General features: G+C 70.7%; 13 protein-coding genes and 1 pseudogene. 11 read left to right on the forward strand and 3 right to left on the reverse strand.

Translation table 11 applies throughout. The features are described 5' to 3' along the window. Positions 1–138: 138 nt before the first annotated feature. Positions 139–732, reverse strand: a complete 594-nt coding sequence (locus OG625_RS33745; RefSeq protein WP_329388559.1) for a TetR/AcrR family transcriptional regulator — start codon at positions 730–732, stop codon at positions 139–141. A gap of 174 nt (positions 733–906) precedes the next feature. Between OG625_RS33745 and OG625_RS33750 the strand changes: the two genes are divergently transcribed. From OG625_RS33750 to OG625_RS33795, 10 genes are all read left to right on the forward strand, one after another. Next, entirely contained in the window at positions 907–2,463 is a 1,557-nt protein-coding gene (locus tag OG625_RS33750; protein WP_329388561.1) for a serine/threonine-protein kinase, read from the forward strand. A 57-nt stretch (positions 2,464–2,520) separates the two neighbouring features. Continuing rightward, positions 2,521–3,099, forward strand: a complete 579-nt coding sequence (locus OG625_RS33755; protein WP_329388563.1) for a TetR/AcrR family transcriptional regulator — start codon at positions 2,521–2,523, stop codon at positions 3,097–3,099. A gap of 246 nt (positions 3,100–3,345) precedes the next feature. Beyond that, on the forward strand, positions 3,346–4,050 hold the full coding sequence (gene ureA / locus OG625_RS33760) for an urease subunit gamma (RefSeq protein WP_329388565.1): 705 nt from the start codon (positions 3,346–3,348) through the stop codon (positions 4,048–4,050). Continuing rightward, complete coding sequence (locus OG625_RS33765) at positions 4,047–5,795, forward strand: urease subunit alpha (RefSeq protein WP_329388567.1); 1,749 nt, start codon at positions 4,047–4,049, stop codon at positions 5,793–5,795. The genes ureA and OG625_RS33765 overlap by 4 nt, the downstream gene beginning before the upstream one ends. Positions 5,796–5,986: 191 nt before the next feature. Beyond that, positions 5,987–7,000 (forward strand): agmatine deiminase family protein, encoded by a 1,014-nt coding sequence (locus tag OG625_RS33770; RefSeq protein ID WP_329388569.1) that lies wholly within the window; start codon positions 5,987–5,989, stop codon positions 6,998–7,000. A gap of 79 nt (positions 7,001–7,079) precedes the next feature. Continuing rightward, positions 7,080–8,738 (forward strand): ABC transporter substrate-binding protein, encoded by a 1,659-nt coding sequence (locus OG625_RS33775; RefSeq protein WP_329388571.1) that lies wholly within the window; start codon positions 7,080–7,082, stop codon positions 8,736–8,738. After that, complete coding sequence (locus OG625_RS33780; protein WP_329388574.1) at positions 8,735–9,694, forward strand: ABC transporter permease; 960 nt, start codon at positions 8,735–8,737, stop codon at positions 9,692–9,694. The genes OG625_RS33775 and OG625_RS33780 overlap by 4 nt, the downstream gene beginning before the upstream one ends. After that, positions 9,691–10,545 (forward strand): ABC transporter permease, encoded by an 855-nt coding sequence (locus OG625_RS33785; protein ID WP_329388576.1) that lies wholly within the window; start codon positions 9,691–9,693, stop codon positions 10,543–10,545. Before OG625_RS33780 ends, OG625_RS33785 begins: the two co-directional genes overlap by 4 nt. Beyond that, complete coding sequence (locus OG625_RS33790; RefSeq protein WP_329388578.1) at positions 10,542–11,537, forward strand: ABC transporter ATP-binding protein; 996 nt, start codon at positions 10,542–10,544, stop codon at positions 11,535–11,537. Before OG625_RS33785 ends, OG625_RS33790 begins: the two co-directional genes overlap by 4 nt. Then, positions 11,530–12,330, forward strand: coding sequence for an ABC transporter ATP-binding protein (locus OG625_RS33795; RefSeq protein ID WP_329388579.1), 801 nt, complete (start codon positions 11,530–11,532; stop codon positions 12,328–12,330). The genes OG625_RS33790 and OG625_RS33795 overlap by 8 nt, the downstream gene beginning before the upstream one ends. Positions 12,331–12,349: 19 nt before the next feature. On the opposite strand, the gene OG625_RS33800 is transcribed toward OG625_RS33795, so the two are convergent. After that, entirely contained in the window at positions 12,350–12,985 is a 636-nt protein-coding gene (locus OG625_RS33800; RefSeq protein ID WP_329388581.1) for a TetR/AcrR family transcriptional regulator, read from the reverse strand. 184 nt (positions 12,986–13,169) lie between these two features. Between OG625_RS33800 and OG625_RS33805 the strand changes: the two genes are divergently transcribed. Then, positions 13,170–14,333 (forward strand): agmatine deiminase family protein, encoded by a 1,164-nt coding sequence (locus tag OG625_RS33805; protein WP_329388583.1) that lies wholly within the window; start codon positions 13,170–13,172, stop codon positions 14,331–14,333. A gap of 121 nt (positions 14,334–14,454) precedes the next feature. Here the strand turns inward: OG625_RS33805 and OG625_RS33810 are convergent. Beyond that, positions 14,455–15,110, reverse strand: a pseudogene (locus tag OG625_RS33810) (molybdopterin-dependent oxidoreductase); the annotation flags it as partial. Between the last annotated feature and the right edge of the window lie 248 nt (positions 15,111–15,358).

The raw sequence follows: 15,358 nt of genomic DNA on the forward strand, positions 1-15,358 counted from the left end.
CGGCTGCACCGTCTGTGGGGGCCGGGCCGGGTCCGTCAGGGCGGGTGGGGCGCCTTGTCGACACTCTCGCACTGACTGAAGTTTCAGTCAATTTGCTGCCCATGAGGCGAGGAGGGGGGTCAAGGCCGGGCGGGGGCCTCAGTTCTGATTCGACCGGCCCAGGTGCCCCAGTTCCACTTCGACGGCTTCCAGCATGAGCTCGCGGGCGTGGGACACCTGCAGCACGCCGCTGAGCCAGCGCATGCTGAGTCCTTCGAGCAGCGCGGTCAGGCGTTCGGCGGAGGCCGTGAGCGCGGGGGCGGGTGTCATCGGCTGCGCGCACGCCAGGAGGAAAGCGACCTCCTGGACCCAGCTCAGGCCGGCCTTGGCCAGGTCTTCCCGCAGCTCGGGCTCGAAGATCGCGCTGGCGCGCAGCTCGCCCCACGCCGTGCTGTTCTCGCGCACCGCCGGCATGTCCTGGAATTCGAGCAGGAGGGACTGCTCCAGCGTCTTGCGAGGGTCGGAAGGGGACGCGTCCTCGTCGTCGAGGCCGCCCGTGTACCGTTCCGCCCGGTCGTTGATGAACTCCAGGGTGCGACGGAGAATGCCGGCCCGGTCCTTGAAGTGGTAGTAGACGAGCGCCGTGGACACCCCGGCTTCGGCCGCGAGCTCCTCCACCCGCAGCCCGCGGACCCCGCGCCTGGCTATGAGCCGGGCGGCGGCTTCCAAGATTGCCGTTCTGCGGTCCGTCACTGCCTGATCCCCTCCTGGCGGTCTCGGTGGACATCGTCTCACATTGACTGAATCTTCAGTTAGCGGCACGATGCGGGGCAGCCGGCTCCGCATGCGCGGTGCCGGTCGTGGCCGTGGAGGTACCAGCTCGGGCCGCGTCCTGCTGTTCGTTCATATCGCCGAAAGAGCCACCGCATGTCCGCTCAGCTTTCCGGTGTGCAACCCGCCCACAAGGCCCTGTCCGTCGACGACCCCCGAGAGATCGGCGGCTACCGCCTCCACGCCCGGCTCGGCTCGGGCGGTATGGGGGTGGTGTACCTGGCCCACACGCCGGGGGGCCGCCCGATCGCACTGAAGGCGGTGCGTGCGGATTTCGCCGGCGATCCCGAATTCCGCCGCCGTTTCGCGCAGGAAGTCGCCAGCGCCCGGCGCATCCACGGCCTGTTCACCGCCCAGGTGGTCGATTCGGGGGTGGACGCCCCCACTCCGTGGCTGGCCACCGCCTTCGTGCCCGGACCGTCCCTGCAGCAGGTGGTGCAGCGCCACGGTCCGCTGCCGACGCGTACGGTGCTGCTGCTAGTGGCGGGGATCGCCGAGGCGCTCCAGGCCATCCACCGGGCGGGGGTCGTCCACCGGGACCTCAAGCCCGCCAACGTCCTGATCGCCGAGGACGGCCCCCGCGTCATCGACTTCGGGATCTCGCGCGCCGCCGACGCCACCGCACTGACCGGTGTCGGGCTGCGGATCGGCACCGCCGCGTTCATGGCGCCGGAGCAGGCGATGGGCGTACAAGTCACCCCGGCGACCGACGTCTTCGCTCTCGGAGCGCTCGCGGCGTACGTGGCCGGGGGCGTGCCCCCGTTCGGAGCCGGAGCGGAGTCGGCCGCCCTGTACAAGGTGGTTCACGAGCAGCCCGACCTCTCCAAGGTGCCGCACGACCTGCGCGATCTGCTGTCGTGGTGCCTGTCGAAGCAGCCCGGTGACCGGCCGGCGCCGATCGAGCTGATCACGGCCGTACGCGCCCATCCCGCCGTGGGCCATCGCCTGGAGTTCACCGACGACTGGCTCCCCCACCAGGTCAGCAGCGAGATACCCGGGCACGTCGAAAGGCCCGCGGCCCCGACTCCCCACGACCAACTCACCCTCACGGCACCTGCGGCTCCATCTCCGCACGCCGCACCGGGTGTTCGGCCGGAACCCCCCTCCCGCCGAGCCCGTCGACGTGGACGCCGACTGCCCGTCGTGGCCGTGGCGGCCGCCTCCGCGCTGGTGCTGGCGGGCGCCGCGGCCTACTACCTGGACGTGCCCGCCGAGAAGGCGACGGGGGCCCCCGCCGCCCCGGGCGGCAACTCCGAGTCGCCCGCCCCGTCGGGCGCCGCCTTCACGGCCGGCTACGCGAACGTCGAGCTGACGTCCCCGGAACCGGCCTACGAATTCGACCTCAAGGCCGGAAAGGTGGTCCCGGCGGATACCGCCACGTGGTACCTGGCGCGCACCCGGACCGAGTTCGTCGCCCCCGAGGACAGCGACGCCTTCATCGCGGCCGGGGACGAGCTGAGCCCCGCCGAGTGCGTGCGGGGGGTCGAGACGCAACCGGTGGCCGCGATCGCGTTCGGCAGCCTGAGTGGCGATCGCCCCTTCTGCATCCGCAGCGCCGACGGCAAGGACCTCGCGATCGTGCGCCTGATCGAGGCCGGCCCGGGCGGTGGGTCCGTCACGGTGGAAATGAGCCACCACCGGAGCGCGGGGTGAATCGGCGCCCGGAGACCGATTCCCCGTGGTCAGGAACGGCCGGGTAAGGTTCGCCGCATGGCCCGACGCAAATCCATCCTCGAAGCGGCCGCCCGGGTGATTGCCAGGAGCGGCGTCCGTGGCCTGCGCGTAGAGGAAGTGGCCGCCGAGGCGGGTGTGTCCACCTCGCTGCTCTACTACCACTTCAAGGACCGCACCGGGCTCCTGCGTGCGACGCTCGAGTTCATCAACGACCGGGCCGAGCGCTACACCACGACCCGGGACGAGGACGCGGAACCGCTCAGCCCCCGCGAGGAACTCGCCGAGACCCTCCTCCTGGAGCTCCAGGACACCGCCGAGGTGAGGGAGAACAGTTCCGCCTGGGGCGAGCTGCGCGCGAGCGCCGTCTTCGACGAGGTGCTGCGGGAGGACCTGGCCCGGGCGACCCTGGTGTGGGTCCAGGAGGTCGCCGCCCTGCTCGGCCAGGTGGAGCCGACGGCCCCGGCCGCAGCCCTGGCCGCGGCCGGCGAGCGGCTCACCGCGCTCCTGGAGGGCCTGAGCATGCGCTGGCTCAGCGGCGGACTCCGGATGACGCACGCGCGTGCGCTGATGGAAGGCGCGATCGACGCCGAACTGGCGCGGCTGCACCAGAAGTAGCCCCACGCCGGGACCGCGGCCCGCCGTGGGCTCCGGGCTCCGGGCTCCGAAAGTCGAGATCCAATCGTGTGTCTTCCGTTCACCTCGCGTATTGACTGATTTTTCAGTCAGTGCCAGAGTGGTTCCACCGCGGGCGCGGTGTGTTGTCCCTGTCGCCCGCCCGGGCCGCCGCCCCGTAGAAGCCGCCCCTTGCCGCGGTGATCCCCTCGGTGGCGTCCTGCTCACTTCCGGAGAAGGAATGAACACATGGCCCTGACCCCCACTGAGCGTGACCGACTACTGCTCTTCACCGCCGCCGAGCTCGCGCGCTCCCGTCATGCCCGAGGGCTTCGCCTGAACGTCCCGGAAGCGACCGCGCTCATCGCCGACACGGTCTGCGAGGCGGCCCGTGACGGCCTGCGCCTCGCCGAGGCCGTCGGCCGTGGCCGTACCGTGCTGGGGCCTGACGACGTGTTGCCCGGGGTCGCCGACGTGGTCACCGAGATCCAGGTCGAGGCCGTCTTCGATGACGGAACGCGGCTGGCCGTGGTCAGCGCCCCGTTTGGAGCCCTGCCCTGGGACCCGAGCGCCCCGGGTGCGGTCATACCGGCCTCGGAGACCGTGGAAGGGCCTCGCCCCGCAGCGACCCTCGCGGTGCGCAACACCGCCACGGTCCCGGTCAGCGTCACCTCCCACTTCCACTTCTTCGAGGCGAACCCCCGCCTCGATTTCGACCGCGCCGCCGCCTACGGGATGCGTCTGGCCGTACCGGCGGGATCCTCCACGCGCTTCGAACCGGGCGAATCCGTGGAAGTCGAGCTGGTGCCGATCGGCGGTGCCCGCATCGCGATCGGTTTCGCGGGGCTGGTGGACGGGCCGCTGGACGGGCCCGGAGTGAAGGAGGAGGCCCTGCGCCGGGCCGCCGCCTGCGGCTACCTGGGCGCGGAGCACTCACGAGGAGCACAGTCATGAGCAAGCAGACCAGGCACAGCGACCACTGTGCGCCGGGCAGCCGGCACATCGACCCCCACGAGTACGCCACCGTGCACGGTCCTCGCGCGGGAGATCGCGTCCGCCTCGGCGACTCGGGTCTCGTCGTCCGCGTGGAGTCCGATTCGCAACGGCCCGGTGACGAGTTCCTGGCCGGTTTCGGCAAGACGGCCCGTGACGGCCTGCACCTGAAGGCCGCCGCCGTCCGCGAGACCTGCGACGTCGTGATCAGCAACGTCCTCGTGATCGATGCCGTCCTCGGCATCCGCAAGGTCTCCATCGGCATCCGCGAGGGCCGGATCCACGCGATCGGCCGGGCCGGAAATCCCGACACCCTCGACGGGGTCGACGTCGTGGTCGGCACCGGTACGACCATCGTCTCCGGTGAAGGCCTCATCGCCACCGCCGGCGCCGTCGACACCCACGTTCACCTGCTCTCCCCGCGCATCATGGAGGCCTCCCTCGCCTCCGGCGTCACCACGATCATCGGCCAGGAGATCGGGCCGAGCTGGGGCGTCGGCGTCAACTCCCCGTGGGCGCTGAAGCACGGGTTCAACGCCTTCGACGCGTGGCCCGTCAACATCGGCTTCCTGGCTCGGGGTTCCTCCTCCCATGAGGCGCCCCTGGTCGAGGCCCTCGCCGAGGGCGGCGCCTGCGGATTCAAGGTGCACGAGGACCTCGGCGCCCACACCCGGGCCCTGGACACCGCCCTGCGCGTGGCCGAGGAGTACGACGTCCAGGTCGCCCTGCACAGCGACGGCCTGAACGAGTGCCTCTCCGTCGAGGACACCCTGCGGGTGCTGGAGGGCCGCACGATCCACGCCTTCCACATCGAGGGCTGCGGCGGCGGGCACGTCCCGAACGTGCTGAAGATGGCGGGCGTGCCGAACGTCATCGGCTCCTCCACCAACCCGACCCTGCCCTTCGGCCGGGATGCCATCGACGAGCACTACGGGATGATCGTCTCGGTCCATGCTCTCAAGCCGGACCTTCCCGGCGACGCGGCCATGGCCCGTGACCGGATCCGCGCGGGCACCATGGGCGCCGAGGGTGTGCTGCACGACCTGGGTGCGATCGGCATCACCTCCTCCGATGCCCAGGGCATGGGCCGGGCGGGCGAGACCATCCGCCGGACCTTCGCGATGGCCGCGAAGATGAAGGGCGAGCTGGGGCCGCTGCCCGGTGACGGGGAGGGCGACGACAACGCCCGCGTCCTGCGCTACGTGGCCAAGCTGACCATCAACCCGGCCATCGCCCACGGCCTGGCCCACGAGATCGGCTCGATCGAGGTCGGCAAACTCGCCGACATCGTGCTGTGGCGGCCGCCGTTCTTCGGCGCCAAGCCGCAGATGGTCCTCAAGTCCGGCTTCCCCGCGTACGGGGTCACGGGGGACCCGAACGCGGCCACCGACAGCTGTGAACCGCTGGTCCTCGGCCCTCTCTTCGGAGGCCACGGAGCCGCGCCGGCGGACCTTTCGGTGGCCTTCGTCAGCCAGGCCGCGGCCGAAGCCGGGTCCTCGGGCAGGCCCTACGACGGGATGACGACCCGCCGCCGCAGGGTAGCCGTGCGCGGTACGCGGGGGATCGGCCCCGCGGACATGGTCAACAACGCCAGGCTCGGTGACGTACAGGTCGACGCGCGCAGCGGCCTGGTCACCCTCGACGGAGCACCCCTGCGCTCGGAGCCGGCGCAGGAGGTTCCCCTGAGTCGCCTCTACTTCCTGTGACCCCCACTCCCGGACCACCAGTCTGATGGGAACTTCAGAATCCTGTTGGATGTGCTGCTCAAACTCTTGACTGAATTTTCAGTCGAGAGGAAGATTCCAACCACCGCGTACCCGTCCCATGGCTCGAATTGGCCCACCGCCACACCGACTGCCACCGACCGGTACTTCTGGCGAAAGAAGAGAGACACGTAATGACTGCTTTCCGTATGCCTGCCGAGTGGTCCGCACACGACGGGTGCCTGATGGCCTGGCCCACCCGGACGGACCTCTGGGGCAGCGTGCTGGACGACGTCAAGGAGGAGTACGCGAACGTCGCCCGCGCCATCGCGGAGTTCGAGCCGGTGACGATGGTCGCCCCGCCCGGCCACGGCGACGACGCCCGCGCCTGCTGCGGACCGGACGTCACCGTGGTGGAGCTCCCGCTGGACGACTCCTGGTTCCGCGACTCCGCTCCGCTCTTCGTGCTCGACGGGGACGGCCGCCGCGCGGGAGTGGACTTCCGGTTCAACGCCTGGGGCGGCAAGCACCACCCCTACGACGCCGACGACCGGGTCAGCGGCCTGCTCCTGGAGCACCTCGGGGTCGAGCGTGTCCACTCCGACATGATCCTGGAGGGCGGGGCGATCACGGTCGACGGAGAGGGCACGCTGATCACCACGGAACAGTGCCTGCTCCACCCCAACCGCAACCCCGGCATGAACCGGGACGAGATCGAAGCCGAACTGAAATCCCGGCTCGGCGTCAGCAAGGTCGTCTGGCTTCCGTACGGCGGTCTGCTGGACACGGAGACCGACGGCCACGTCGACGGCGTCTGCGCCTTCGCGGCCCCCGGCAAGGTGGTCGTCTCCCTGCCCGAGGACCCCGCGCATCCCGACTACGCCCGGATGCGCGCCAACCGCGCGGTGCTGGAGGCCACCACCGACGCTCACGGCCGCAGCCTGGAGATCGTCGAGGTCACCCAGTCGGCCTTCGCCGACCTCGCGGGCGGCGAGATAGAGGTGTCCTACCTGAACTACTACGTGGCCAATGACGGCGTCGTCGTCCCGGTGGCCGGCCTGCCCCAGGACGAGGAGGCCCTCGCCGTGATCGCGTCGGCCTACCCCGGCCGCAAGGTGGTCGGGGTGCGGGCGCTGGCGATCGCCTTCGGCGGTGGCGGAGTCCACTGCATCACGCAGCAGATCCCCGCGGTGCGCGCCGCCGGCTGACCGGAGACCGACCGCTCCTGACGGGCCGGCCCCGCGGCCCGTCAGCCACCCGCATCACGTACGGAAAGAGAGCGCGACGATGTCCACACCCCCACCCCGGACCACCAGACGTGCCCGTGCCCCGCGCGGTCGGCTCGCCGCCGCCACCGCGTTCCTGGCGTCCTCCGCCCTGCTGGCGGCCTGCTCGGGCCCGCCCAAGAACGCGGGCCCCGTCACCGAGGTCACCCTGTCGAAGAGCACGCCGCAGGCCGTCGGCGAGATCGACTCCTTCACCTGGGCGGTCTACGCCGAGCCGCCCACGCTCGACTACACGGTGGCGTTCGACTACCCGCAGAACACGATCCTCTCCAACGTCTGCGAAAGCCTCATGCGCTGGACGCCGGGGCTCACCATGGAACCCGGCCTGGCGCAGAAGGCGTCCAACCCGGACCCCACCACCTGGGTCTACGACCTCCGCCCCGGCGTGCGCTTCCACGACGGCGGCGTGATGAGCGCCGACGACGTCGTCTTCAGCCTGGGCCGGCAGATGGATCCCGACAACGCGGCGGCCTGGGCCCAGAACTTCCAGAACGTCGACACCGTGACCAAGACCGGCCCGCTCCAGGTCACCGTCAAGCTGAAGAAGCCCGACTCCCAGTTCCCCCAGTACATGGCGACCGCCGCCGGAGTGGTGGCGTCCAAGGCCGGAGTCGAGGCGGCCGGCGCGGACTACGGCACCACCGGCGGCCTCGCCTGCACCGGCCCCTTCAAGCTCGGCACCTGGACCAAGGGCCAGTCGATCGAGCTGGAGCGGTTCGACGACTACTGGGGGACCAAGGCCAAGTCCAAGAAGGCCGTCTTCCGGGTCCTGACCGACCCCTCCGCCCGCACCAACGCCATGCTCAGCGGGGAGGCCGACGGCGGATACCTCATCCCCACCGAGAGCTACGGCAGGCTGCGCGAGAGCGGCGTGGGCACCCTGTACTTCGGCGAGGGCCTGAGCACGGTCAACGTCAACATCACCAACATGCAGGGCCCGCTCGGCGACGTCCGCGTGCGCCGTGCACTGTCCCTGGCCCTGGACCGCGCCGGATTCGTCAAGGCCGGACTCGGCGGAGCCGGAACCGTCACGCACTCCCTCACCACCCGCGCCGCCTGGGCGTCGGCCCCGGAGAGCACCCTGAAGTCCGCACTCGACGGCCTGCCCCACCCCGACCGGAACATCGAGCAGGCCAAGGCGCTCATCAAGGAGGCCGGGGCCACCGGCAAGACCCTGACCGTCGCCACCAGCGCCATCGGCCAGGACGTCTCCCTCCTCGCCACAGCGGTGCAGGCGGCCGGTACCGAGATCGGCCTGGACATCCAGCTCAAGACCATCGCTCCGAACGCGTTCACCGCGCTGTTCACCGATCCCGCGGCGCGCGAGGGCATCGACATGTTCCCGCTCACCTACTACGACTCGATCACTGACCCGCTGGACCTGCTGACGAACTTCAAGACCGGCGCCTACATGAACTTCGCCGGCTACAGCGACAAGCAGTACGACGATCTGGTCGACCAGGCCGTCGGCGTCTACGAGCCGGGGCCGCGCCTGGAGATCGAGGCCAAGCTCCAGAAGCACGCCGCCGAGCAGCTGCTGTGGATCCCGGTCGCCGAGTGGCCCACCGCGGTCTTCCTCAACAAGAGGGTCACCGGCGCCCCGACCACCATCTCGTACATGTACTACCCGTGGGCCGCGGACGTGGGTGCGGCGCAGTGAGCTTCCTGAGATTCGCGGCGCGACGGCTGGGGGAGATGGCCGCCACCCTGCTCGCCGCCTCGTTCGTGGTCTTCGGCGCGATGTACCTGGCACCGGGCAGCCCGGCGAGCTTCCTGCTCGCCGGCCGCTCGGCCTCCCCGGAGGCGCTGGCCGCGATCAACGCCCATTACCACCTGGACGACCCGTTCCTCGTACGGTACTTCCGCTGGCTCGGCGACGTGGTCCAGGGAGACTTCGGGCGGTCCATCACCTACCGCACCGACGTCTCCCGGCTCCTGGCCGACCGCCTGCCCAGCACCCTGATGCTCGTCGCCATGGCCCTGATCGTGGTCGTGATCGTCGGCCTGGTGCTCGGCTGGATCAGCTCGGTCCGAGGCGGAGCCACCGACTCCGCCATCCTCGTCACCACCACGTTCGCCGTCGGCACGCCCTCCTTCGTCGCGGCCGTGCTGCTCCAGGGCCTGTTCGCCGTCCGGCTGGGCTGGTTTCCGAGCAGCGGCGCGGGCGACGGCTTCGGCGACATGCTCTGGCACCTGACCCTGCCGGCCATCGCGCTCGCGCTCTACCTGATCGGCATGCTGGCCCGGGTCACCCGCTCCGCCATGCTCGAAGCCCTCGACGGCGAGCACGTCACCGTGGCACGCAGCCGGGGCGTGCCCGAGCGCCTGGTCATCCGCCGCCACGTGTTCCGCAACGCGCTGGGCACCGTACTCACCACGGGCGGTCTGATCGTCTCCACCCTGCTCGTCTGCACGATCCTCGTGGAAACCGCCTTCAGCATCGGCGGCATCGGCCAGCTCCTGGAGCTGTCGACGACGACCAAGGACTTCCCGACCGTCCAGGCCATCTCCCTGATCATCGTCGCCCTGTTCATGATCGTGAACCTCATCGTCGACCTGCTGCTGCCGTTGGTCGACCCGCGGATCACCCTCGGATCGAGGAGGTCCTCCGCATGACCGCCGTCCTGACCCGCCGGCCCGGCCTCTCCCGGATCCGGGCGGCCCGGTCGCCGCTCTACCTGGTCTGCCTGGGCTTCGTCGCCCTCGTGGTGGTCTCCGCGCTGCTCGCACCCTGGGTGGTGCCGTACGACCCCAACGTCATCGACCTGGGCAACGCGCTCGCCGGGCCCTCCGCCGCCCATCCGCTCGGTGTGGACGCGGCCGGCCGAGACACCCTCTCCCGCCTGCTGCTCGGAGCCCGCACCTCCCTGCTGGGCCCCCTCGGCGTGGTCGCCTTCTCCACCGTCGCCGGCGTCGCCGTCGGCATGGCCGCGGCCTGGAAGGGCGGCTGGCTCGACTCCGTCCTCTCCCGCAGCACGGAACTGGTCTTCGCCTTCCCCGGCATGCTCCTCGCCATCCTGATCATTTCCGTCTACGGCGAAGGGCTGATCGCACCGGTCGTCGCACTCGCGATCGCCTACCTCCCCTACGTCAGCCGCCTCACCCGCTCGCTGGTCCTGGCCGAACGCGAACGCCCCTACGTCAGCGCCTACCAGGTGCAGGGACACTCCTCGCTGCAGATCTGCCTGCGCCACGTCCTGCCCAACATCGCCCCCGTCGTCCTCGCCCAGTCCACCATCAACTTCGGCTACGCCCTCATGGACCTCGCGGGCCTGTCCTTCCTCGGACTCGGCGTGCCCGCGCTCACCCCCGACTGGGGGCGGATGGTCTTCGACGGCCAGACCGCGATCCAGCACGGCTACCCGCTGTCCGCGATCCTGCCCTGCGCCGTCATCGTCCTGACCGTGGTCGCCTTCAACGTGGTCGGAGAACGATGGGCCGACCGGGTCGCCAGGAGGGCCAGATGAAACCGCTGCAACCGACGCACACACTCGACATCCAAGGGCTGCGGATCACCCTGCCCGGTACCGCCCGCCCCGTCCTCGACGGGGTCGACCTCACCGTCGACACCGGCGAGACCGTCGCCCTCGTCGGCGAATCCGGCTCCGGGAAGACCCTCACCTCCCGCAGCGCACTGCGCCTGCTGCCGCCCGGGGCCACGGTCGAGGGCACCGTCCGGGTGTGCGGCCAGGACGTCCTGACCATGGACCCCGGCCGGCTGAGCGCCCTGCGCACGGGCACGGTGGCCATGATCTTCCAGGACCCCCGCGCCGCCATCAACCCGCTGCGCCGCATCGGCGACTTCCTCACCGAGTCGGTCCGGCTCACGAGGAAGATGACCTTGGCGGACGCGACCGTCCGGGCCGCCGAACTCCTCGGCGAGGTCGGCCTCGACGCCTCGGCGCTGGACAAGTACCCGAGCCAGGTCTCGGGCGGCATGCTGCAGCGCATCATGATCGCGGCCGCCCTCATGGGCGACCCGGCCCTGCTCCTGGCCGACGAACCCACCACGGCGCTGGACGTCACCACCCAGGCCGAGGTCATCGCGCTCCTGGCCAGGCTGCGCGAACGCTTCGGCACCGGCCTGCTCTTCGTCACGCACGACCTCGACCTCGCCGCGGCCATCAGCGACCGGGTCTACGTCATGTACGCGGGACGCATCGTCGAGAGCGGTCCCGCGGGGGCGCTCTTCGCGCACCCCCGCCACCCCTACACGGCAGCCCTGCTCGCCTCCACACCCCGACTGGAAGCCCCGAGGGGCAGGCTCGCCGCCATCGATGGACAGCCCCCGGACCTGCGCCGGGAACTGAGCGGCTGCCCCTTCGCCTCCCGATGTCCCCTCGCCACCGAAGTGTGCGACGCGCAGGCCCCCCAGCCAGTGCCCGCACCCGACGTACCCGGACACCACGCGGCGTGCCACCACACCGACCGGCTCGAAGGGAGCGCCGTCGATGCCTGACAACGTGCTGGAAGTCGTGGGTCTGCGCCGCGCCTACGGAAACGTACGGGCCGTGGACGACGTGTCGTTCACCCTGGGAGAGGGCGGCTCCCTCGGCATCGTCGGCGAATCCGGATCCGGCAAGACCACCACGGCCCGGATCGTCGTGGGCCTGGAGCGGGTCGATGCCGGCGAGGTCCTCGTACACGGCCGCGACCGCACGGGACGCAGCCGAGGCCGCGCGGGGCGTCTGGCCCGCGCCCGCGAAGTCCAGATGGTCTTCCAGGACCCCTACCTCTCCCTGGACCCGCGCACCAGCGTAGAGGCGGTGCTGCGCGAAACGCTGAGGCTGCACTTTCCCGACGGGGACCACGAGCGGCGCATCCGCGAACTGCTCGACCAGGTCGGACTGGGAACCCGCGCCGCCGACGCCCTGCCCCGCCAACTCTCCGGCGGACAGCGCCAGCGCGTCGCCATCGCCCGCGCGCTGGCGGTGGAACCGGCCGTCCTCGTCCTGGACGAAGCCGTCGCCGCCCTCGACGTGTCGGTGCAGGCCCAGATCCTCAACCTGCTGGCGGACATCCGGGAACAGACCGCGATCGGCTACCTGTTCATCACGCACGACCTCGGCGTGGTCCGCTGCGTCACCGACGACGTGATCGTCATGCGGCACGGCCGGATCGTCGAGGCCGGACCCACCGCCTCGGTGCTCGCGGCACCGGAACATCCCTACACCCGGCTGCTCCTGGAGTCCGTGCCCCGGCCCGGCTGGGACCCCGACCGGATCGCGGCGGCCCGCCGGGCCCTGGAGTAGCGTGCGTCGCCGGCCCGGCTCAGGCCCCCGCGGCGAGCGTGAGGATCAGGGTCCGGAAGACGGACTCGGCGTCGACCTCGGCGTCGAGGGACTGGATGGCGGCCAGCCCGTCGACAGCGGCGGCCACCGCCTCGCCGAGCGGCCGCGGATCGATGTCGCCACCGCGTTCGTCGGCGAGCACCTGGAAGAGGTGGACGAAGCTGCCGCGCCAACGCCGGTACTCCGCCTCCAGACTCACGCGTATCCGTTCGTCGTTCAACGCGTGCCAGTGCAGCGCGGAGTGAAGGTGCGACAGGTCCGCGCTCTCACCCTGGGTCAGCAGCAGAACGACGCGCTCCGCGCGCTCCGAGAAGGCGCCCGGGGCCTCCACCGCCTCTTCCATGGGGGAGATCCACTCCGGCCGGATGTCCTCGATCACCGCCAGGATGAGGTCCGTACGGTCCGCGAAGTGGTAGTGGCACATGCCGTGCGACACCCCGCACAGGGCAGCGACGTTGCGCGTCGTGAAACGCGCGCTCATCTCGCCGCTCAGGAGCGTCCGCGCGGCCGCGATCAGCCGCGCACGCGTCTGTTCTCCCTTGGCCGAGACGCGGGTCCGTCCCGCCCGGGCGGGGACGGGCACGGGCGTCTGAGGTTCCTTCGGAGGAGCTGCCATGGCGCAACTCTAGCCAGTGGCCGACCGCCACCTGGGAGTTTCCACCGACCACGGAAGATCGCTGTCGCTCACGCGCCGACCGACCGGGAGAAGCGGCGCCAAGAATATTGACCGAGCGCTCGGTCAGTAATAGCTTTCCGGCCAACCACGGTGAATCCGTGGGGAGTTGACACAGGAGGCGTATATGAACGATCACGTAGCAGACAGGCCGCCGGGAAGCGGGGCCCTCGGCCGACGCGGGTTCCTGACGGCCACGGCCATCGCCGCGGCCGGCGCCGCACTGGGGGCGGCCGAAGGCCCGGCGCGGGCGGCGTCGCGCATCAACCGGTCCTCGTCGGCGGGGGCGTTCACGGTCCCCGGCGAGGAGGTGCGGCACACCCGGACCTGGATGGCCTGGCCGGACAGCACCACGATCTGGCGGGGCAAGCTCGGAGGGGTCCAGGCGAACATCGCGCTGATCGCGAAGACGATCGCCAAGTACGAGCCGGTCGTCATGTGCGCCAACCCCGCGAGCGCGTCCAAGGCGCGTTCGATGTGCGGGCCGACGGTCACGGTGATCACGTCCATCGCGGTCGACGACTGCTGGATGCGCGACACCGGGCCCGTCTTCCGTACGAACGGGGCCGGCGGCCTGGACGCGGTCGGCCTGAACTTCAACGGCTGGGGCAACAAGCAGACGCACTACAGGGACGAGCTCGTCGCCGAGAAGATCGCCGCCCACGTCGGGGTGCCGATCACGTACGCCGACCTGGTGGCGGAGGGCGGGGCCATCGAACAGGACGGCGCCGGGACCCTGATGGCGACCCGGAGCAGCATCATCAACAACAACCGCAACCCCGGGATGTCGCAGTCGCAGATCGAGGCCGCGATGCGCACCGCGTACGGCGCCTCCAAGGTCATCTGGTTCGACGGCGTGTACGGCCAGGACATCACCGACGACCACGTGGACGCGACGTCCCGATTCCTCGCGCCGGGGCGGGCGTTGGTCCAGATGCCGATGGCGTCGGACAACGACGCCTACGCGAAGGACGCGCGCCAGCAGTACCAGATCCTGTCCACGTCCACGAGCGCCGGTGGCGCGCCGATGGCGGTCACCAAGCTCCAGGGCCCCGACTACTACAAGATCCGCTCCAGCAGCCCGGACTTCGTCGCCGCCTACGTCAACTACTACGTGTGCAACGGTGCGGTGATCTCGTCGCACTTCGGCGACACGTCCGCTGACGCCGCGGCCAAGGCCACCCTCGTCCGGCTCTTCCCCGGCCGGACCGTCGTACAGCTCAACACCGACTACCTCGGCGCCGGGGGCGGCGGCATCCACTGCGTCACCCAGCAGCAGCCGGCCCCGTAGCGGGCCCGGGATCCACGCACGCCATCTGCTCGCCGCCCTCCGGATATCCGGATATCCGGAGGGTGTTCATCCATATCCATTCTATTGACTGAATTTTCAGTCCGGGCCGGTCGGGATGCGGACCGCACCACCTGGCCCTCTTTCCTCTTTCCTCGCAAGGGCCGCCAACCCCGTTGGAGACACAGGACAAGGTGATGTCCCGCTCGATCAGGGGACGGGCGAGGAGCTCGTCGAGGGTGTAGGTGCGGGGCCGGGTCACGCCCCTGCCGTGGATCCGCAGCCGCCAGCTGCCGACATCGACCCCGGGGACCACGAGGGAGGTGTCGACGCGGTAGAAGTCGCGGTTGGGCGTGGTGAAGACGCTGACTCCGGCGACCTTCACCTGCGCTCCGGCCGGAACCACCGGAGCGGGCGAGGCGGGCGCGGGCAGGACGAGGGCGTCACGGGAGGCGACGGCGCCCCGGCCGCCCCCAGCCGGCGCCGGTGCACGGTGAGCGGACCCAGCGCGAGCGCGAACAGCGCCAGGACGACGGGAATGCCGAGCCGGAGGACGAACTTGTCGTTCTCCCCGAAGGTGCGGATCGCGAAGTCCTTGACCGCTGCCGGGGTCCGGTCGATCACCGCGCCCCCGACCACCGTCACCGGCCCCGCGGCCGGCCGCACCAGGCCGGCGACCAGCTCGGCCACGGCCGGCGCCGTGAACGCGGACAGAAGCCCGGCGAGACCGCCACGGGCGGACAGGGAAACGGTCGTGCGGAAGCTGCTCACTCCCCGGATTCGGCAGCATCCGCCCGGCGGATTGGTCACTCACCCGAACACGACGGGACCCGGTCCGTTGGCCTACTCATGGCCGAAGATCACGACTCTGCGCTGTACCAATGGCCCAGTTCAGCGGAGCTCGATTGAGCCATTGCCCTCTACATGCTTATCTGTGTCGTATCCATGTATCTACGGCGCCGCGCAGCGCCGGACGGCAACGAGGCCGGACCGGAGCGCGGTGCCTTCGTCGTGTCCGTACGCCGCCC

Origin of the sequence: Streptomyces sp. NBC_01351 (assembly GCF_036237315.1) — a bacterium.
GTDB lineage: Bacteria > Actinomycetota > Actinomycetes > Streptomycetales > Streptomycetaceae > Streptomyces.